The sequence below is a fragment of the Hanamia caeni genome, from assembly GCF_003721595.1.
GTDB lineage: Bacteria > Bacteroidota > Bacteroidia > Chitinophagales > Chitinophagaceae > Ginsengibacter > Ginsengibacter caeni.
On sequence record NZ_RJJR01000023.1, the window covers coordinates 19,712 to 38,866 of the forward strand.

Consider the following 19,155-nt stretch of genomic DNA (forward strand, 5'->3'; position numbering starts at 1 on the left):
AGGGCATGAAACGGACTGGAATAGAAAATATTTTCTAAAATTTAAAAAAAGAAAAATCATGGCGTACATCAATGTTCCTGAGGGCGTTCCGGGTATTCGTTCGTTAGTTATGTTCAGACCCGAAACCGGTAAGCCTTTATATGACCTGGCACAGGTTTTATTGCGCGGAGAATCGCCGCTACCGGAAGCAGACAGAGAGCTGATTGCGGCTTATGTTTCTTATCGTAATGATTGCCTATTTTGTATGAAAAGCCATGCCGCTGCGGCGAGATGTTTGTACGGCGATGAAATAGACACCGTAGATGATGTATTAAAAGATATGCATCAATCAAACGTGAGCGATAAGCTGAAAGCCTTGCTGCACATAGCTGGCAAAGTGCAGATATTGGGCAGGGAAGTAAAGCCCGAAGATATTGAAGCTGCGAGAAAATTGGGGGCAGATGACCGCGAGATACACGATACTGTATTGATTGCCGCATCGTTTTGCATGTTTAACAGGTATGTGGATGGACTTAATAGTTTTACTCCGACTGACCCTGCAGAATATGAAGAAATGGGAAAACGCATGGCAAAAGGATACACTCCACCTTCTAATAAATAATTAACTAAATAAAAATTTTATGGCACACATTGATTTGGGAAACGAACTACCGGGCATAAGAGGCCCGATGGCCTACAGCCCTGAAACAGCAAAGCCTTTGAATGCGCTTGCCGAAGTTTTATTGCATGATGATAACAACACGCTTTCGCGCGGCGAGCGCGAAATGATTGGTGCATATGTATCCTCGCTGAATGATTGTTTTTATTGCCAGAATGTTCATGGGTCAATGGCGCAACATTATTTTGCATGCGACATGCAGACGATTGATGGAATAAAAAAAGATTATCAATCCGCAGCGATTTCTGAAAAATTAAAAGCATTGCTCTCTATCGCCGGCAGCGTACAAAAAGGTGGAAAAAATGTGACTGCTGAACAAATTAAAACAGCAAGAGCACTTGGCGCAACCGATAAAGAAATTCATGATACCGTTTTAATCGCTGCCGCATTTTGCATGTTCAACCGGTATGTAGACGGGCTTGGAACCTGGGCCCGACCAGACAGGCAATTGTATGTTGAAAGGGCTGTATGGCGGGCAGATGAAGGATATGCTGATATCGATCTGTATAAATGATTTCATAATCAATTCATATATTGCGATGGAACAGTAAATCAATAAATTTTTAATTTTTTATTTTTAACACTACATCAATTTCAAATAATATGGCACACATTGAACTTAAAAACGAAATGCCCGGAATCGTTGGTTTATTAAATTTCCGGCCTGAAACGGCAGGGCCGCTAAACGGTCTCGCCGAAGTATTATTGGTGCATGATAATTCGCTCACAAGAGGTGAAAGAGAAATGATTGCCTCTTCGGTTTCTTATTGGAACGATTGTCATTTTTGCCATAGTTCGCATGGAGCGGCTGCTGCAAATCTTTTAAATAAACCTGTTGATTTTTTAACCGAGATCAAACAGGGTTTTCCAAATACAGACGTATCGCCGAAAATGAAAGCTTTACTTCAGATTGCCGGCAAAGTACAGAAGGGTGGAAAGTATGTTACGGAAGACGATATTGCAAACGCTAAGGACGCCGGCGCAACTGACATAGAAATTCATGATACCGTTTTAATTGCTGCGGCCTTCTGCATGTACAACCGTTATGTGGATGGGCTTGCTACCTGGGCTCCAAAAGAAGACGAAGCTTTTATGCCAATGGGAAAAATGCTTGCCGAGCGTGGCTATGCTAATGCCGGCGTATAATAATTTTGATTATGAGTGAAAGTAGCGGCAACTATGGGTAATCCATGTTGCCGTTTTTTTAGGAAATTTTTTCTAAAATCCTGTTTTCTTTATTTTTAAGATGATTACTTTTAGCTTTTATACTGAATGTTCTAACTATTTTAATGAAGATGAAAAAGATTTGCTTCATTCTGTTATTTTCTGTTTGTGCCTTTTATTCTAACGGACAGGTAACGTGGCAAAACCTGGATTCGCTGTATCAGCCACTTCCCGCATCAATGCATGTTTATAAATCAACCTCTGATATGGAAGGAAAGCCAAACATTATGTACTATGCAATTGCGGATTTAAAGAACAGAAATTTGCAATTTACCACTGATACTGCAAGCCATAGGAGACTGACTCCTTCAGAGTTTTATGATAAAAATATGCGCCCGCTGCTGGTGGTAAATTGTTCATTTTTTTCATTTGCTACTAATCAAAATTTAAATCTTGTAGTAAAAAATGGAAAATTAGTAAGTTACAATGATGAAGATATTGCGGCAAAAGGAAAAGATACATTAACCTGGGTTCATTCTTTTACAGGAACATTTGGAATTTCAAAAAAAAGGAAAGCCGACATAGCATGGACGTTCACAGATTCATCTAAAAGATTTCCTTTTCACTCAGAAAATCCTGTTCATTCCATCAGAGATTCTTCACAGAAAATTGATCTTACAACAATTTATAAAAGATCGTACAAACCGGTGAAATTTTCAAAATGGAAGGTTCAGACAGCTATCGGCGGAGGCCCTGTGCTGGTGCAGGATGGTGAAATTAAAATATCCAACGATGAAGAAAGAAAGTTTGCCGGAAGAGCCGCTTTTAATCGTGAACCGCGAACTGCGATCGGATACACAAAAGATCAAAAAATTATTATTTGGGTTTGTGAGGGAAGAAGCGATAGTGCTGCAGGTTTAACGTTGTTGCAGGAAGCAAAAATTTTGAAAGACCTTGGCTGTGTAGAGGCGCTAAACCTTGATGGTGGCGGAAGCAGTTGTATGCTCATCAATGGAAAAGAAACCAATACGCCTTCATCCAAAGGAATTCAGCGCCCGGTGCCTTCTGTGTTTTTGGTAGAGAAAAAATAATAAAATGTTGAAGTAATTTAAGATTTGCTTTTATGATTTAAGCTTTTTAGAAACTTTATCCCAATTCATTAATCTGTCCGGGTTATTTTTTGCCTTTTATATTCTTCCTAAAACCAGCGCCTGATGTTGAGTTGATATTTTCATCTTTTCATCCCAGAGTACATCATTCATCATTAATCTTTCTTGAAGCAATCCTTTTATTGGCTGTGGTGTTTCTTTTTCGGACGCTTCTTGTTTTATATAGAAGCTTCTTCTCTTTATCTTTTTTAATCCATTCACTAATTTTTGCGAATTCCTTTTCGGAAGGTTGTCTGCCTGTTGTATAAAAGTCAATATTTTTTTCTTCTTTAATCATGATTGTAAGTTACGAATTTCCAGGAAAATATTGTTGAATAAGTATTCGAGCCTCCTTTGTACCAATTGCCATGATATTGCCAAAAAGTACATGTGCACCTAAGGCCTTTTGATAGTGTTCAATTAGCGTAGTTTTACTTTCAAATGAAATATAACCACCATAACCTTTATCAAAAGAAAGTTTGCAAGCAAAAGCTACAAGATTTCCCGGCACTCCAAAATATACTTTCTTAACTCCTTTGTTGAACTTGTTACTTTCGATTAATGGCATGAAAATATGGTCACCTTGGTCTTGCAAACTTATTAGTCCCTGAATGATTGTTGGATTGTCAATGATAACAAGCTTGTAAACTGTTTTCTTGGCTTGATTCGCTTCTGCTTTCCAATCAAAAAGCCAGTCTGATTTCTTCAGTGACTTGATGTCTTTTGAAGTTACTTTAAGCACTTCTGTTTTAAAAATGTCACCAGTTATTGCGTTTTCAATTGAACGTGTGAGTTTATCAATTTCAATGTCAACTGGTTTATGTTTTGCCATTTGTCGAAAATAAGTGAATTCGTCAAAACAATTATGAAATTGAACTGGCAAAACGGATTGCAGCCAAATTTTGTTAATTGATTACAATAAACAAACCTGCCTAACAGTAAATGGATAAATAAATCGATTCTTAATTCTGTTCCACAATAATAAAATAATCAATCATCAATTAAATAAGAATGGAACAATAAGTCAATTTAGTAATTCAATAATTTAATAATCCAATAATCCAATAATTCACTTCTCAAAAACCTTCTCCCCATTTACAAAAGTCATCAGCACTTTTGTATTCAAAATTTCTTTTTCATCAGCCTTCATCAGGTCGGTGTCGAGCAAAACAAAGTCTGCAAATTTCCCTTTTTCCAAACTTCCTTTTTCCTTTTCTTCAAAACCAGCTTTTGCCGCCCAGATGGTCATTCCGCGAATCGCCTCTTCACGGCTCAATGCGTTTTCCATTTGAAAACCACCGGCAGGCCAGCCTTTCGCATCCTGGCGAAACACAGCCGCATAAAATGTTTTGACGGGCGAAATATCTTCCACCGGAAAATCAGTGCCCAACGGAATCCAGCCGTTCTCATTTTTTAATTCTTCATTTGCGTAAGCATATTTCAATCTTTCTTTTCCAAGCCTGTCGCCGGCCCAATACATATCAGAAGTGGCGTGCGTAGGCTGAACAGAAGGAACGATATTGTAATCTCCAAAATAATGAAAGTCGTTTTTATTCACTACCTGCGCGTGTTCTATGCGCCAGCGCTTGTCATTTTTTCCCTTTAAATATTTTGCATAAATTTTTAAGATCATTCTGTTTGCTGAATCGCCAATGGCATGCGTACACATCTGAAACCCATGCGCCGCAATCATTTTAGCCATCGAGTCGAAATGCTGTTCAGGCTTCAACAAAAAACCACTCCAACCCGGTTTGTCAGAATAAGGATGTAATAAACAAGCGCCTCTTGAACCCAAAGCGCCATCGGCAAAAAATTTAAATGAGCAAACATTTAATCTGTCTGTTTTTATTTTTCCGTTTTGAAAAAGAAAATCAAAATTCTTTTTACGGTCGCTCAGCATAATGTACATACGCATTTTTAGCGCATTATTTTTTTGCAGTGAATCAACAAATAAGGCAGATTCGTAATCAAGCCCGCAATCAGCGACCGTTGTAAGTCCATACGCAAAACAATTCTTTTCTGCGGCCTGCAAAGCTTCTTTCAATTGGGACTCGTCAGGCTTTGGAACTTTCGAATACACGAGGCTTGTAGCATTGTCAATTAAAATGCCCGTGAGTTTTCCGTCTTTCAACTCAACCTCACCACCCTCCAGTTTTTGACCAGGTTTTACGCCGGCTAGCTCCAGTGCTTTATCATTCGCAATAGCAGCATGGCCATCAATCCGTGATAGAACCACCGGCCGGTCAGGAAACAGTTGATTGAGTTTTTCATTCGTTGGAAACTCTTTTACCGGCCAATCGTTTTGATCCCATCCTCTGCCGGTAATCCAGCCTTCTTTATGGATTTTTGAATATTTTTTTAATCGCTCCAAAATATCTTCCCAGCTTGTAGTGCCCACCAGGTCGGCTTGCTGCAAACCTAATCCATAACCAAAAAAATGCGAATGGGCGTCAATAAATCCCGGGTAAACAAATTTTCCTTTTGCATTTATTTTTTCTTTTGCATCAAATTGTTCTTCTAGTTTTTGCGTGATTCCTGTCGCAATTATTTTTCCATTATCTATGGCGATTGCTTCGGCCTGAGAAAAATTTTTATCAACAGTATAAACAGTAGCATTATAAATAAGCAGGTCAATTTTTTGTTTTGATTTCATGAAAGGCAAATTAAAATAAAGAATGAGCAATAAGAAGTTCTTCATTAAAAACAAATTTTTAAATTGAAAATACAAATATTATCCGCAGAAATGAACAAGGCCGTGCTTTTTAAAATTGCGATTTTCAGGAGGCTGCCGCGAAAATAAAATAGACATTCAACATCAGATACACGAATAAAAAAACCTGCGCGATGAGCAGATCAAATTTTCGCGCTTTATTTTCTTTGCCCGCTTTAACGAGTTTAAGGGTATAAGCCGTAGCTGAGATAATGGCGAGAATAAAAAAAAGTGTAAGCCCGTGAAGCGTATCTACGAGCGTGAAAGAAGTAGTTTCCGGCAGCGAAGAATCTATGATGTATTTATTGCCGATAACCGCGAAAAGCGCGCCCACGCTGATTCCGAAACGGGAATCTATTGCGTCAGTATGAATATAAAAACAAACATAGGCTATTAAAAATGCGATGTACATCCCCAGGAACATTTTCCAAAATAATCCACTGGCATTCCGGCTGATATTTACGACTACTTTGTAGGAACTGTATTCCGTGTGAGCTGTTGGAACAGATGGATCTCCAAATGCGGTTTCATATTTGTTGATACCGGTGGAGATCAGGCAACTGTCGATTTTCCATTGGCTAAGTGTGAAACGGGGATCGTAATTTTTTCCAAGTGTATCTCTGACAAAGACCAGCGATTTCGAATCGTATTGCGAGTTTTCAATGGATAATCTTAATTTCTGTTTGTCAAAAGGAAAATTCCGGATGCGCCAGCTATCCTTCATCACGCATTGCAGCTTCATCAAAATATAAATTTTGCCGTCGCTGCTGTCAACTGTGGCAAACGACCGGCTTACAGTTTTTGCGTGAGGCACTTCGAGGTTATTCAGAAAATCAAAATCTTTGTTTTTGTATTTCAGCCAGAGCCAGAAGGTGATGGTATATTCTTTTTGTTTGAAATCAATATCGTGGATGCTCGTAATGTAAATTCCTGTGCTGACGGTGTCCGGTGTTGAATCCTGCGCCAGAAGCGATTTAGAGAAGAATAAAAACAGAACCATCGAAAAAATGGCAACAGGAAATTTGTTTTTCATTTTAAAATAGAAACGAATTTATTAAAAGGATTTTAACAGGCAATAATTTTTTATTTTAAAAATCCGGGCTCAAAGGCAATTGTGCAATCACATTCTTCGTACCATTAGCCTTTCCTATCACTTTTTAAAAAATTCTTTATCATGGCAGACACATGGCTTCCTTCCCTTAATACAGCCACATCTCATAAATCTTTTTTTTTCAAAAAAGGGAGTTTTATTCCCTTACTAAAGGATAAATTTGAAAAAAAAATATTGTATGATACACAGAACTTTTGGACGAACAGGCTGGCTGGTAAGTGAAGTCGGCTATGGCATGTGGGGAATGGCTGGCTGGACCGGCTCAGATATTGGTGAAGTAAATAAAGCGCTTGATCGCGCGGTGGAGCTCGGCTGCAATTTTTTTGATACTGCCTGGGCTTATGGCGCCGGCCGTAGTGAACAAATTCTCAGGGATTTGATCAAAAGAAACGGGGATAAAAAATTATATGCCGCCACGAAAATTCCGCCTAAAAACCGCAAATGGCCATCCAGGCCTGAATTTCATTTAAAGGATGTTTTTCCTGCAGAATATATAATTGAGTACACGGAACAAAGTCTGAAAAACCTGGGTATTGAAAAAATAGATCTTCAGCAATTTCATGTTTGGGAAGATGCCTGGGCGCAGGAGGATGAATGGAAAGAAGCAACCCAAAAATTAAAACAGCAGGGCAAAGTAGAAGCGTGGGGCATAAGCATTAACCGGTGGGAGCCGGCAAATAGCCTCGAAACCCTCCGCACGGGCATGATAGACGCTGTGCAGGTGATCTACAATATTTTCGACCAGGCGCCAAAAGATGAATTGTTTCCACTCTGCCGCGAACTGAACCTGGGAGTCATTGCGAGGGTGCCATTCGATGAAGGCACCTTAACCGGTACCATGACAAAAGAAACAACATTTCCTCCTGATGATTGGCGATCCACCTATTTTGTGCGCCAAAATTTAATTTCAAGTGTAGAGCATGCAGATGCGCTGAAGCCTTTGGTTCCGAAAGGAATGACGATGCCTGAAATGGCGCTCAGGTTTATCTTGAGCAACCAGGATGTGTCTGTAACGATACCGGGTATGCGAAAAGTAAATCATGTAGCTTCTAATATGAGCGCCGGCGATGGCAAGCCGCTGAGCGACGAACTGCTCAAAGAGCTGAAAAAACACCGCTGGGACAGGCTGCCCACAGAATGGTCACAATAGCGCTCAGCGCTTATCATTCCTGTGCTGCAATTTTTTAATCATCGCGGCTAATTTCACCGGGTCATGAAGATAGGGGCCCAGGTCAAAGATTTCTACTTTTCTGAATTCAGTGGGCATGCTTTCACTTTGTAAAGCGATGTAACCGTCTTTTAATAATTGCCCATCTTTTTTAATTGCGGGGTCGTAGTTATTTACATTGCCTCCGCCTATACTTGGTTTTTCATAAACCAGCACGGTGTCTGTGCCTACAATATGTTTGATTACCGAATCGCCTAATACAAGCGCTTCTACGTGAGCCCATTCATAGCCGGGGCTCGGTTTGGAATCAGAACCGATACAATGGTCTGTCCTCAATTTGCCATCCATTACCACATTGGTGCCGGGGGTGCACACATTGGCATTGGTTCGTGTGGCAATACTGTCGCTTCCTAAAAGCTGGCATTCAATTGAGATGGGATAATCCTGTTTTAGCCACATGCTTTGCGGAGATTGGCAATGCAACATAATGCCATTATTGAGATAAGCCCACTGCGGCCCGTCTTTTGGCTGTTGGCCATAAAACCGGTATTCTACTACAACCAGGTAAGCAGCATATTTTTTCTTGTAAAATATATGGCCATACCTGTTATTCAGCATCCCGCCATATCCATCATAAGAAACTTTTAATAAGCCATTTTCTACCCTGAAAGTGTTGGCAAAATTATTATTCAAAGGATAGCCTTCAATCTTAATATCCCAGCCAGTTAAATCTTTTCCGTTAAACATTTGCGTCCAGCCGTCTTGGTTCTTTTTTTGGGAAAGAGCGGTAAACGTTAATGCCAGGCAAGCGATTAAGACAAAATATTTTTTCATGAATTCAGGTTTTATAATAAAATGTTTGGCAAAAGATAGACTTTTTTGATTAAAAAAATAGGAGATTAAAAAAAATTAAACAGCAGCCTTCAGGCTTTGGCAATTAGGGCTGTTTTCTCTTGCATATTGCAGGCCAAGATTCCACCATTCTTTCATTTTTTCCGGATTAAATATTAATGAATTTGCCGTGAGGGTTTGGGTTGGCTGATAAATGTTAAGCGTTACGTCTTTTTGTACGCCTTCCATTTGCCCGATTATCAAATCATCTACCTGTATTTGATTGAGCATAAAATCAAATGCTCTTTCAGTAAGCTCTAATGCATTGCGCACCGGCGGCTTTTGTATTTCGTGGTTTTTATTTTTTAAAACGATGACATCAATATCGGTAGCGCCCATTTGAATAGCCTTGTAGACGGGAACATTATTACCGAGGGCGCCGTCAGCATATTCGAAATTATTTTTTTGCAAAAGGCTCATAAAAGGCACCACATTAGACGAAGCCCAAATCCAATCGCAGAAATCATCATAAGTACTTACCTTAACGGATTTGTATTCTACTTGCATGGTGGTAAGATTGGAAACTGTAACTACCACATCGGCATGGGCATTTTTTATTTTCAAAAAATCCTGCTTGCTTAAAAACTTCCTGATGAGATCGCGCAGGTTAAGGCTTTCGCCAAACGTTTTCTTGTGCTTTAAAAACATTCTCACAATCCCAAGATGATTGATGGACGTTTTATAAGTATCATCTTTTTCATGAATTACAAAAGGATTAATATTGAAAATATCATTTTGGGTAACAGAAGTAAAAACCGAGTGTAGCTTTTCAATTTCTCCTAAAGATAGCAATGGAATCAGCAGTGACCCTGCAGACGTTCCGAGGTAAATGTCATAGTTTCTTTTACATTCTTCAATTAAAAATTGTGCAACGCCACCTGCGAAGGCTCCCTTGCTTCCTCCTCCCGATATTACCAATGCTTTCATGTGATGTCAGATGTTTTAGAAAAATGAATCCGAAGCATACGATTCGGAAAAGTATTTTCTAAATTACTCTATAAAGAAATAATAACCCAAAAGGTTTATGAAAAGATTTATGAATTTGTTTATTAAAATAAACAGCAAAGCAAAAAATAACATGAATTTCAATTCTCCGCCTTGGTTCGTGTCTCACGAACTCCTCCGCCTTGGTTCGTGTCTCACGAACCACTTTTTAGACAAGACACAAGTCACACGCCTTGGTTCGTGTCTCACGAACCACTTTTTAAAAGATCATTATTGAATTATTGATTATAATGGTAAATATGAATAATGTTTTTCAAAAAGCTAAAAGCTTTTAGATTATCATATATTTATTAAATGAAACAAATGGAATTGCGAAAATCTCATATGGATATTGGCAAGCTCTCCGCCTTGGTTCGTGTCTCACGAACCACTTTTTAGCACGCCTTGGTTCGTTATTGATTATAATGGTAAATATGAATAATGTTTTTCAAAAAGCTAAAAGCTTTTAGATTATCATATATTTATTAAATGAAACAAATGGAATTGCGAAAATCCACGCCTTGGTTCGTGTCTCACGAACCACTTTTTAAAAGATCATTATTGAATTATTGATTATAATGGTAAATATGAATAATGTTTTTCAAAAAGCTAAAAGCTTTTAGATTATCATATATTTATTAAATGAAACAAATGGAATTGCGAAAATCTCATATGGATATTGGCAAGCTGTATTTTTGGACAGCAACTATAAACGACTGGAATAAATTATTGGAGGAAGATGAGTTAAAGGAAGTAATTATTTCATCCCTGAAATATTTAGTTACGAATAAGAAAATAGAAATTTATGCATTTGTCATCATGCCGAATCACGTGCATTTTGTTTGGCAATTAATGAAAATGAATGGGAAAGAGCAACCGCATGCTTCATTTTTAAAATATACGGCGCATGCTTTTAAAAAATACTTGCAAATAAATAGGCCCGGCGATTTAAAATTATATAGTGTTGATGCTGCCAATAAGCAGCATGAGTTTTGGCAGAGAGATTCACTGGCATTTGAATTATTAAAGAAGCAAACGCTGAACCAAAAAATGGATTATATCCACTATAATCCGTGTGTGGGAAGATGGAACTTATGTAAAGAGCCGCAGGATTATTTTTACTCCTCCGCTTCATTTTATGAAAAAGGAATTGATAATTTCGGATTTATAAAGCATATTGGCGGGGTTTTGCAAAGTTAGTGTAAAGTGTGGTTCGTGGGACACGAACCATGGCGGGGGCTTCTCGCGATGACGGTTAAACGAGATATGTAAGCTCCCCGCAACGCCGACAAAAGCTCCCCCAAACCACAATAATTTTTCCCCTTCCGCTGTTATATAAGACTGCTAAAAATCCTGTGATAAACCATGTCACCTGTATTTAAAATAATAATTGCTTCTGAGAACACCTTCGAAAGGACAGGCGTGAAAAACGTCCTCACCACAGCACCCGACATCGAAATATTGGAAGCGCTTCCCAACACCGGGACTCCTTCACAAAATACTGAACCACCACTGGCGTGGATCATCATTACCAGCCTCCCCGACAAAAGCCCGTCTTTTGAAAACCTGCGCCAGGCCGCATTCCCGGTTTCGGTCATCGCCTGCTACCCGCAGTTTCCACCGGCCCTTATCGGGCAGTTGAAAAGAAAGGGTGTCAAAGGTTTTGTGATGACGGCTGCTTCGGATGAAGATTTGTTGGAAGCCATTTATACCGTAGGCAATGGCGAAGAATATTACTGCCCGCTCACCCTGCAACACCTGGAAGCGCACCACAGACGTCTCCTTGGCCCCGGCTCCGGCGAGGTAACGTTTACCAAAAAAGAATTGCAGGTGCTGGAGCTCATCTGCCAGGAATTTTCCGACAAGGAAATCGCCACCCGCACCGGCACCAGCCGCCGCACCGTTGAGGCCCACAAAAGAAATATCCGCGCCAAAACCAAAGCCTACAACAACGTCGGCTGCATCAATTACGCCCGTTCACAGGGAATTATTTTTCTCCAGCTCTTATGGGTTTTGCTTAATCCGTTTGCTGATAGCATGTACTAGCTAAAGGCTAAAAGTTAAAAGTTAAAAGCTAAAAGCTAAAGGCAAAAGCTAAAAGCTAAAGGCTAAAAGCAAAAAGCAAAAAGCAAAAAGCAAAAAGCTAAAAGCAAAAAGCTAAAAGCTAAAGGCTAAAAGTTAAAAGTTAAAAGTTAAAAGCTAAAAGTTAAAAGCAAAAAGCTAAAAGCTAACAGCCAACAGCCAAACTCCCCCAATAAAAAAAACCACCCTTCCAGATGGTTCTCAAAATTAAAAATTAACCAATTCATCCCTCTCTCACTCCCCACTCATAACTCATAACTCATAACTCATAACTCATAACTCCTCACTAAAAGTTAAAAGCTAAAAGCTAAAGGCTAAAGGCTAAAGGCTAAAAGCAAAAAGCAAACGGCCAACAGCTAATAGCCCAACTCCCCCCAATAAAAAAAACCACCTTTCCAGATGGTTCTCAAAATTAAAAATTAACCAATTCACCCCTCTCTCACTCCCCACTTATCATTCATAACTCATCACTCATAACTCATAACTCATAACTCATAACTCCTCACTCCTCACTCCTCACTAAAAGCTAAAAGCTAAAGGCTAAAAGCCAAACGCTAACAGCCAAAAGCTAAAAGCTCCTCACTCATAACTCCTCACTCATAACTCATAACTCATAACTCCTAACTCCTCACTCCTCACTCATAACTCCTCACTCCTCACTCCTCACTCCTCACTGAATCGTCCTCCCCTGTATCTCGCTGTACGTAAACTGGTTTCTCACACCTACTGCCGCCACGCGGGCCCAGATTTTTTGACCGCTTTGCAGGTTGTTGATCGTGCATTTCCGGGTAGTGCCCGCTATCTTCACCCACACGCTGTCTGGCCCAAGCGGGTCAGGCGTATATTCGAAAGAATAGCTGCGCGCGCCCCTTACCGCGTCCACGCTCATGATGAGCACGCCCGGGTTGATGCCATTCACCAATTGCAGGTTTTTAGGCTGCTGCAGCTCAGGCTTGGGCTCCCTGTTTTTGCGGAGGTTGAAGCGTGACTCTGTCAGCATGGTTAAGTCGCCCTTGGCAGTCAGGGTTACATAGTGTCCCAGCTCCACCAGCAGGTCGGTCAGCGACTGCCTTAAGGCATTCTTCACCACAACGTCGTTCTTGCTGCGTGAAGAAGCTTTATCAAGGGCAGCCAGGTAGGCCAGTCTTGCCGTGTTGAGGACTTCCATCGTGGGCACCGGGTTAGTAAATACGGTACTGTTGTTCATGCCATCATAGATGGCGCCGGCTTTTTCGCCGAAAGCTGCGTCAGTATACTGACCGAAGCTGAGATTGATCTTTGCGACCTGTTTCATATTTATGGATTTTGTTTACAAATGTTGATTACTGCCGGCGGCATGCCAATAGCTGCGCATTCCCTGTATCATTTTCAGGAACATAACCACCAGCAGGAACTGGCCCGGCTTTTCCGAAGCCGCCTTGCCGGTTTTCCTGCGCACGGGCTGAGGCCGGCTTATAGGCAGATTAAAAAAGGCCGGTTTTTCCAGCTTTACTGCCTCGCGATTCGGTGCCGTGGGTACATAATCTTTTAGCGCTGCCATCCCAATGGCCAGCTTACGCCTGTGCGCATTCTTTGCCGCTACGTCGGCCCTGGTGCGTGGGGTAGCTTTCTCCAAAGCCTCCATGAAGGCCAGGCGTGCCGCATTAAAAGTTTCAAAGCCCGGCGGGGAGCTTGCCAGTCCGGTATGGTTGCTGATGGCATCGTAAAAGGCGGTGGCTTTTTCGGCCAGGGCCCTGTCGGAGCAGGAGCCGAAGCCTGTGGGGTGGTGGGGGTTGGTTTTCATTTTCCTGGGTTTTGCATTTTTGTGATTCAACATCACGATGCAAAGCAAGCAGCTTTTCCCACAAAAAAAATCGGTAATATTACGTAGAAAAAATAAAGATCCGTTTATTACATTCCCCCGGTATTTACGTAGTGGCGGCCTCTTGTTTGGCCCAAAAATTTTTTAAAAAAGCCTTCATCTGCACCGTAAATTTTACATGGCCGCCTGCAAAAACCCTCAATTTTTGATTTTTTGATTTTTACCTCCTTCATCAAAAAGCTCGGCTCTTTTGAAAAAAGCCCCATTTTTTTAAGAGAAAAAGTTCCCCATAAAAAATAATTATTCATTTTTTTGACGAAGGAATTCACTATAAAAAATAATTATTCATTTTTTTGACGAAGGGATTCACTTTTTTTATCAAGGGATTCACTTTAAAAAATAATTATTCACTTTTTTGACGAAGGAATCCACTTTAAAAAATAATTATTGGTTTTTTTGACGAAAAAATCCTCTTCTTAGACAAAATAGGCTCAATAAAAACTCAAAAATTTCATTTTTAAAGACAAAATTCGCCATAAAAAATAATTATTCGTTTTTTGAAAGAAGGGATTCACTTTTTTTGATTAAAAATTCACTATAAAAAATAATTATTGGCTTTTTTAAAGAAGGAATTCACTTTAAAAAATAATTATTGGTTTTTTTAAAGAAGGAATTCACTTTAAAAAATAATTATTGGTTTTTTTAAAGAAGGGATTGGCTATTTTTATTACTGATGCTTGCTTTTCCCGCAATTGTTTGCCTGCTTTTTTTGTGATTACCGAAAAAGATTGACAACTGTTTTTCTTATTACGGATCAGTGTTTATTTTTTAGGTGATATTCCTGTTTTCGGGAGACAGTTTTAAAAAAACCTATAAGGGTTGGCCCGGCTTTCTGTGGTATAGCAAATGCTATAGGTCTGATAATCTGGCAGTAAATGAACCTGCCTACCGGCAAAGGCAGACCTGCCAGACGGCAAAGTCCGGCAAATAAGATGATTTCCCGTTTTGCTTTTTCCTGAAAATTTTATTTCAATATCTGTATATTTGATAATAGAAACTTTGCAAAATACTCCGAAGATTCTGACTGCTGCTTCTAACAGTAAACTGTAAAACTTTATAATTATAAAATGAATTCCGTTAGCGAATCTGAAATTGAATATGGCTTTATAAGTAAGTTTACGGATCTTAAATATACCTTCCGTTCTGATATCAGGAATCGTAAAGCCCTCGAGCAGAACTTTCGCAAGAAATTCGAAGCCTTAAACCGGGTTAATTTAACGGACAGTGAATTTTTTCGCCTGCGTGATGAGATCATAAATCCGGATGTGTTTGCTGCCTCTAAAATCCTGCGGCAGATAAATACTTTTCAACGTGAAGATGGCACGCCTTTACATTACACACTTGTTAATATAAAAGACTGGTGCAAAAATGAATTTGAAGTAATTAATCAATTGCGGATGAATACTGAAAATAGTAATCATCGTTATGATGTTATCATCCTGATCAATGGAATACCGGTCGTACAGGTTGAGTTGAAAACGTTGGAGATAAGCCCGCGCCGTGCTATGCAGCAAATTGTGGATTACAAAAATGATCCTGGTAATGGCTATACTAATTCGCTGCTTTGCTTTATGCAGTTATTTATCGTGAGCAACCGAACCACCACTTATTATTTTACCAACAATCGCAATCAACATTTTAGTTTTAATGCCGATGAACGCTATTTGCCGGTGTACCAATGGGCAAGCGAAGACAATAAAAAAATCACGCACTTATATGATTTCACTGAAAAGTTTTTGGCCAAGTGTACGCTGGGTGAAATGATTAGCCGCTACATGGTATTGGTAGAAAGTGAGCAAAAGCTGATGATGATGCGCCCTTACCAGATATATGCGGTAAAAGCCATTGTTGACTGCATCCATCAAAACCGTGGGAATGGTTATATATGGCATACCACGGGCAGTGGCAAAACATTGACCTCTTTTAAAGCGTCTACTTTATTAAAAGACAATCCTGACATAGATAAATGTTTGTTTGTGGTTGACCGCAAAGACCTCGACCGTCAAACCCGTGAAGAATTCAATAAATTCCAGGAGGGGTGCGTGGAAGAAAATACCAATACGGAAACCCTTGTGCGACGTATGCTTTCAGAAGATTATGCCGATAAAGTGATTGTTACTACCATTCAAAAACTGGGACTGGCATTAGATGCCAATCATAAAAAAAATTATAAGGAACGGTTACTACCACTTAGGGATAAACGCTTTGTTTTCATTTTTGACGAATGCCATCGTTCTCAGTTTGGTGATAACCACCAGGCGATAAAAGATTTTTTCCCTAAAGCGCAACTTTTCGGGTTTACCGGTACACCCATTTTTGAACAAAATGCAAGCTATGTACAAAAAGACGGACAGGAAGGCTCGTTTAAAACTACGCAGGATGTTTTTCAAAAGCAATTACATGCCTACACCATCACGCATGCCATTGAAGACCGGAATGTATTGCGCTTTCATGTGGACTATTATAAACCGGATGGAAAGGTAAATACCGGCAGCTCAATGCATCGTTTGGCAGTGGCAGAAGCTATTTTAAATAAACATGATGCCGCTACCGATTCACGGCGGTTTAATGCTTTTTTGGCTACCGGCTCTATCAATGAAGCCATCGAGTATTATGAACTTTTTAAACAACGACAAATCGAAAGGAAGGAAAAAGATGAAAATTTTCAACAGCTGAATATCGCCTGTGTGTTTTCGCCACCCGCCGAAGGCAATAAAGATGTACAGCAGCTTCAGGAAGATTTGCCACAGGAAAAAGCAGATAATGAAACAGCGCCCGATGAAAAGAAACTGGCTTTAAAAGCCATTATAGCCGAATATAATAAAAGCTATGGCACGAATCACACTATCGGCGAATTCGATTTGTATTACCAGGATGTACAGCAACGCATCAAAGACCAAAAGTATTCCAATGAAGATTACCCGCGTGCCAACAAAATAGATTTGGTGATTGTGGTGGATATGCTGCTCACAGGTTTTGATTCGAAATATCTAAACACATTGTATGTAGATAAGAACCTGAAATACCATGGGCTCATACAGGCTTTTTCACGCACCAACCGGATTTTGAATGATACCAAACCTTATGGAAATATCCTGGACTTTCGCAAACAACAAACAGCAGTGGATGAAGCGATAGAATTATTTTCCGGTGCGAAAAAAGAAGAGGCTAAAGAAATATGGCTGGTGGAATCTGCCCCGGTGGTTATTGGAAAATACGAAAAGGCTGTGGCTGCTTTGAATAAGTTTATGCAATCGCGGGGACTGGAATGTAAAGCGGAAGAAGTAAATAACCTGCAGGGAGATATTGCCCGCGCTGAATTTATCAACCACTTTAAAGAAGTGCAAAGGCTGAAAACACAGCTTGACCAATACACTGATTTAACGCCAGTAAACAAAGAAATAATTGAAAAATTGCTTCCGCAGGAAGAGCTTCGGTCTTTTAAAGGCGCTTATCTTGAAACAGCCAAACAGTTGAAGGAAGTAATGGTAAGAGAAGGAGAAAATGCCAATCCGCAAGTGCAGCAATTAGATTTTGAATTTGTATTGTTTGCTTCTGCAGTGGTGGATTATGATTATATCATGAAGCTGTTAGCCGGAAACATGCAGAATAAGCCCGCAAAGCAAAAAATGACGATGGAGCAGATTATTGATTTGCTAAGCTCCAGCGCCAACCTGATGGGTGAGCGTGACGAACTGGTAGATTATATCAAAAGCCTGCAATGGGACAAAGGACGCTCTGTAGATGAAATAAAAGATGGTTATGAAAAATTTAAAGAAGAAAAATTAGCTAAGGAATTAGCTGATATTGCCCAAAAACACAGGTTGCAAACAACAGCGCTGGAAAGTTTTGTAAATGGCATTTTAGACAGAATGATATTTGACGGAACAAAATTGAGTGATTTGTTAGCGCCTTTGGAACTAGGCTGGAAAGAGCGTGCAAAAGAAGAATTGGCATTGATGAATGACCTGGTTCCGTTATTAAAAAAACGAGCGCAGGGTCGTGAAATATCAGGGTTGAATGCGTATGAGTAAATCTTACATAAACCTATAAGGTTTTCGAACCTTATAGGTTTGAATAAAAATCACAGTCCATCACAAAATCAAATGAATCATAGTTCAGACAATGAGTAAAGAAATAAAAAGTAAGATAGTGCCGAAGTTGAGGTTTTCGGAGTTTAAGGATGATGGGGAGTGGGACGAGAAAACTCTTGCAGAAATATCATCTGCAATATTTGACGGTACGCATCAAACACCAAAATATATTGAAAAAGGTATTCCATTTTTTAGTGTTGAAAATGTAGTAAGTGGAAATAAAAATAAATTTATTTCTCAGGAAGATTACTTAATTGCCACGACTAAGAATAAACCTGAAAAAGGCGATATCTTGATAACAAGAATTGGAAACATCGGATTTTCAAAGATTGTAGATTGGGATTTTGAATTTAGCATTTATGTTACATTAGCTGTTGTAAAAAAATCTAAAAGGTTTGACTCATATTATTTGCATTCCTTTTTTCAATCTGATTATTATCAGAATGAGATAAGAAGTAAATCCCTGTTGAATGCAGTTCCATGTAAAATCAATATGGATGAATTGCGAAAAAGCAAAGTATTACTTCCGGATAATATAGCAGAACAACAAAAAATCGCCTCCTGCCTTTCTTCTTTAGATGAATACATTACAGCAGAAAGCCAAAAACTCGAAGCGCTCAAAACTCATAAAAAAGGATTGATGCAACAGCTATTTCCCGCCGAAGGGGAAAGAGTGCCTAAGTTGCGTTTTCCAGAGTTTAAGGATAGTGGGGAGTGGAAGATTAGAGAATTAAATGAATTCATAACCGAAAGAAATGAATCTCCAATTAATAAGACTCCCCTTTATAGTTTAACAATTGAGAATGGAGTGACACCAAAAACTGAACGCTATGAACGGGCTTTTCTTGTTAAGGATGAAGAAGATGCCTATAAAATAGTATATCCTAATGATTTTGCCTATAATCCTATGAATTTGAGATTCGGGGCAATAGCAAGACATGCAGGTAATGAAATTGTTGCTCTTTCAAAGTATTACAATATTTTTCATTGTGACTATTCGGTTGATTCTAAATTTTGTGATATTTATTTTAGAAGTTATGGAATGATTACGCATTACAACGATATCGCTACTGGCTCTTTGATAGAGAAAAGACGTGTCCATTTCAGTAATTTTCTGAAGATTAAAATACATTTTCCAACCTTGGGCGAGCAACAAAAAATTGCCTCCTGCCTTTCTTCTTTAGATGATTTAATTACTTCACAAACAGAAAAAATTGAAGCGTTGAAAGAGCATAAAAAAGGATTGATGCAGGGATTGTTTCCGGAAACAAATTAAAACCAAAA

At 39.3% G+C, this 19,155-nt stretch carries 18 protein-coding genes; 9 read left to right on the plus strand and 9 right to left on the minus strand.

From position 1 onward, the window contains the following. Positions 1-58: 58 nt before the first annotated feature. The 4 genes from EFY79_RS19670 (at position 59) to EFY79_RS19685 (ending at position 2,913) form a co-directional block, all read left to right on the plus strand. Positions 59-601 (plus strand): carboxymuconolactone decarboxylase family protein, encoded by a 543-nt coding sequence (locus EFY79_RS19670; RefSeq protein WP_123122494.1) that lies wholly within the window; start codon positions 59-61, stop codon positions 599-601. A gap of 19 nt (positions 602-620) precedes the next feature. Continuing rightward, complete coding sequence (locus EFY79_RS19675) at positions 621-1,172, plus strand: carboxymuconolactone decarboxylase family protein (protein WP_123122464.1); 552 nt, start codon at positions 621-623, stop codon at positions 1,170-1,172. Positions 1,173-1,261: 89 nt separating this feature from the next. Next, a complete protein-coding gene (locus tag EFY79_RS19680; RefSeq protein WP_123122465.1) occupies positions 1,262-1,804 on the plus strand; it encodes a carboxymuconolactone decarboxylase family protein in 543 nt (180 codons plus the stop codon). 149 nt (positions 1,805-1,953) lie between these two features. After that, complete coding sequence (locus EFY79_RS19685; protein ID WP_158605261.1) at positions 1,954-2,913, plus strand: phosphodiester glycosidase family protein; 960 nt, start codon at positions 1,954-1,956, stop codon at positions 2,911-2,913. 163 nt (positions 2,914-3,076) lie between these two features. On the opposite strand, the gene EFY79_RS19690 is transcribed toward EFY79_RS19685, so the two are convergent. The 4 genes from EFY79_RS19690 to EFY79_RS19705 all read right to left on the minus strand — a co-directional run bounded on the left by EFY79_RS19690 (position 3,077) and on the right by EFY79_RS19705 (position 6,713). Next, entirely contained in the window at positions 3,077-3,268 is a 192-nt protein-coding gene (locus EFY79_RS19690; RefSeq protein ID WP_123122467.1) for a hypothetical protein, read from the minus strand. Between the two features lie 9 nt (positions 3,269-3,277). Then, a complete protein-coding gene (locus tag EFY79_RS19695) occupies positions 3,278-3,802 on the minus strand; it encodes a hypothetical protein (protein ID WP_123122468.1) in 525 nt (174 codons plus the stop codon). 237 nt (positions 3,803-4,039) lie between these two features. Next, positions 4,040-5,623 (minus strand): amidohydrolase, encoded by a 1,584-nt coding sequence (locus tag EFY79_RS19700; RefSeq protein WP_233578065.1) that lies wholly within the window; start codon positions 5,621-5,623, stop codon positions 4,040-4,042. A gap of 124 nt (positions 5,624-5,747) precedes the next feature. Continuing rightward, entirely contained in the window at positions 5,748-6,713 is a 966-nt protein-coding gene (locus EFY79_RS19705) for a ligand-gated ion channel (protein WP_123122470.1), read from the minus strand. Between the two features lie 256 nt (positions 6,714-6,969). Here EFY79_RS19705 and EFY79_RS19710 point away from each other — a divergent pair, with 256 nt between their 5' ends. Then, positions 6,970-7,941, plus strand: a complete 972-nt coding sequence (locus EFY79_RS19710) for an aldo/keto reductase (protein ID WP_123122471.1) — start codon at positions 6,970-6,972, stop codon at positions 7,939-7,941. 3 nt (positions 7,942-7,944) lie between these two features. Here the strand turns inward: EFY79_RS19710 and EFY79_RS19715 are convergent, their stop codons facing one another. Together EFY79_RS19715 and EFY79_RS19720 are read right to left on the minus strand one after the other, a co-directional pair. Then, the gene (locus EFY79_RS19715) at positions 7,945-8,793 is read right to left on the minus strand and encodes a 3-keto-disaccharide hydrolase (protein WP_123122472.1); all 849 of its coding nucleotides are present in this window, start codon (positions 8,791-8,793) and stop codon (positions 7,945-7,947) included. A gap of 75 nt (positions 8,794-8,868) precedes the next feature. Continuing rightward, the gene (locus EFY79_RS19720) at positions 8,869-9,777 is read right to left on the minus strand and encodes a patatin-like phospholipase family protein (protein ID WP_123122473.1); all 909 of its coding nucleotides are present in this window, start codon (positions 9,775-9,777) and stop codon (positions 8,869-8,871) included. Positions 9,778-10,485: 708 nt separating this feature from the next. Here EFY79_RS19720 and EFY79_RS19725 point away from each other — a divergent pair. Continuing rightward, on the plus strand, positions 10,486-11,034 hold the full coding sequence (locus tag EFY79_RS19725; RefSeq protein ID WP_199727597.1) for an REP-associated tyrosine transposase: 549 nt from the start codon (positions 10,486-10,488) through the stop codon (positions 11,032-11,034). Positions 11,035-11,199: 165 nt separating this feature from the next. Continuing rightward, positions 11,200-11,880 carry a response regulator transcription factor gene (locus tag EFY79_RS19730; RefSeq protein ID WP_123122474.1) on the plus strand — a complete coding sequence of 227 codons (681 nt, stop codon included), beginning with the start codon at positions 11,200-11,202 and terminating at the stop codon, positions 11,878-11,880. Between the two features lie 706 nt (positions 11,881-12,586). Here EFY79_RS19730 and EFY79_RS19735 read toward each other — a convergent pair. From EFY79_RS19735 to EFY79_RS19745, 3 genes are all read right to left on the minus strand, one after another. Continuing rightward, a complete protein-coding gene (locus EFY79_RS19735; protein ID WP_123122475.1) occupies positions 12,587-13,210 on the minus strand; it encodes a hypothetical protein in 624 nt (207 codons plus the stop codon). A gap of 15 nt (positions 13,211-13,225) precedes the next feature. Then, the gene (locus tag EFY79_RS19740; protein ID WP_148041983.1) at positions 13,226-13,699 is read right to left on the minus strand and encodes a hypothetical protein; all 474 of its coding nucleotides are present in this window, start codon (positions 13,697-13,699) and stop codon (positions 13,226-13,228) included. 107 nt (positions 13,700-13,806) lie between these two features. Further along, complete coding sequence (locus EFY79_RS19745) at positions 13,807-14,025, minus strand: hypothetical protein (protein WP_123122477.1); 219 nt, start codon at positions 14,023-14,025, stop codon at positions 13,807-13,809. Between the two features lie 819 nt (positions 14,026-14,844). Between EFY79_RS19745 and EFY79_RS19750 the strand changes: the two genes are divergently transcribed. Next, positions 14,845-17,811, plus strand: coding sequence for a type I restriction endonuclease subunit R (locus EFY79_RS19750; protein ID WP_123122478.1), 2,967 nt, complete (start codon positions 14,845-14,847; stop codon positions 17,809-17,811). Between the two features lie 91 nt (positions 17,812-17,902). Then, on the plus strand, positions 17,903-19,147 hold the full coding sequence (locus tag EFY79_RS19755) for a restriction endonuclease subunit S (RefSeq protein WP_123122479.1): 1,245 nt from the start codon (positions 17,903-17,905) through the stop codon (positions 19,145-19,147). Positions 19,148-19,155 lie beyond the last annotated feature (8 nt).

Excerpts from the sequence above, each read along its gene's own strand:
- EFY79_RS19695 (WP_123122468.1), bottom strand. The coding sequence starts at position 3,802 with ATGGCAAAACATAAACCAGTTGACATTGAAATTGATAAACTCACACGT.
- EFY79_RS19750 (WP_123122478.1), top strand. The coding sequence starts at position 14,845 with ATGAATTCCGTTAGCGAATCTGAAATTGAATATGGCTTTATAAGTAAG.
- EFY79_RS19705 (WP_123122470.1), bottom strand. The coding sequence starts at position 6,713 with ATGAAAAACAAATTTCCTGTTGCCATTTTTTCGATGGTTCTGTTTTTA.
- EFY79_RS19710 (WP_123122471.1), top strand. The coding sequence starts at position 6,970 with ATGATACACAGAACTTTTGGACGAACAGGCTGGCTGGTAAGTGAAGTC.
- EFY79_RS19685 (WP_158605261.1), top strand. The coding sequence starts at position 1,954 with ATGAAAAAGATTTGCTTCATTCTGTTATTTTCTGTTTGTGCCTTTTAT.
- EFY79_RS19720 (WP_123122473.1), bottom strand. The coding sequence starts at position 9,777 with ATGAAAGCATTGGTAATATCGGGAGGAGGAAGCAAGGGAGCCTTCGCA.
- EFY79_RS19735 (WP_123122475.1), bottom strand. The coding sequence starts at position 13,210 with ATGAAACAGGTCGCAAAGATCAATCTCAGCTTCGGTCAGTATACTGAC.
- EFY79_RS19690 (WP_123122467.1), bottom strand. The coding sequence starts at position 3,268 with ATGATTAAAGAAGAAAAAAATATTGACTTTTATACAACAGGCAGACAA.
- EFY79_RS19730 (WP_123122474.1), top strand. The coding sequence starts at position 11,200 with ATGTCACCTGTATTTAAAATAATAATTGCTTCTGAGAACACCTTCGAA.
- EFY79_RS19740 (WP_148041983.1), bottom strand. The coding sequence starts at position 13,699 with ATGAAAACCAACCCCCACCACCCCACAGGCTTCGGCTCCTGCTCCGAC.
- EFY79_RS19675 (WP_123122464.1), top strand. The coding sequence starts at position 621 with ATGGCACACATTGATTTGGGAAACGAACTACCGGGCATAAGAGGCCCG.
- EFY79_RS19700 (WP_233578065.1), bottom strand. The coding sequence starts at position 5,623 with ATGAAATCAAAACAAAAAATTGACCTGCTTATTTATAATGCTACTGTT.
- EFY79_RS19725 (WP_199727597.1), top strand. The coding sequence starts at position 10,486 with ATGGAATTGCGAAAATCTCATATGGATATTGGCAAGCTGTATTTTTGG.
- EFY79_RS19680 (WP_123122465.1), top strand. The coding sequence starts at position 1,262 with ATGGCACACATTGAACTTAAAAACGAAATGCCCGGAATCGTTGGTTTA.
- EFY79_RS19670 (WP_123122494.1), top strand. The coding sequence starts at position 59 with ATGGCGTACATCAATGTTCCTGAGGGCGTTCCGGGTATTCGTTCGTTA.
- EFY79_RS19715 (WP_123122472.1), bottom strand. The coding sequence starts at position 8,793 with ATGAAAAAATATTTTGTCTTAATCGCTTGCCTGGCATTAACGTTTACC.
- EFY79_RS19745 (WP_123122477.1), bottom strand. The coding sequence starts at position 14,025 with ATGAATAATTATTTTTTATGGGGAACTTTTTCTCTTAAAAAAATGGGG.
- EFY79_RS19755 (WP_123122479.1), top strand. The coding sequence starts at position 17,903 with ATGAGTAAAGAAATAAAAAGTAAGATAGTGCCGAAGTTGAGGTTTTCG.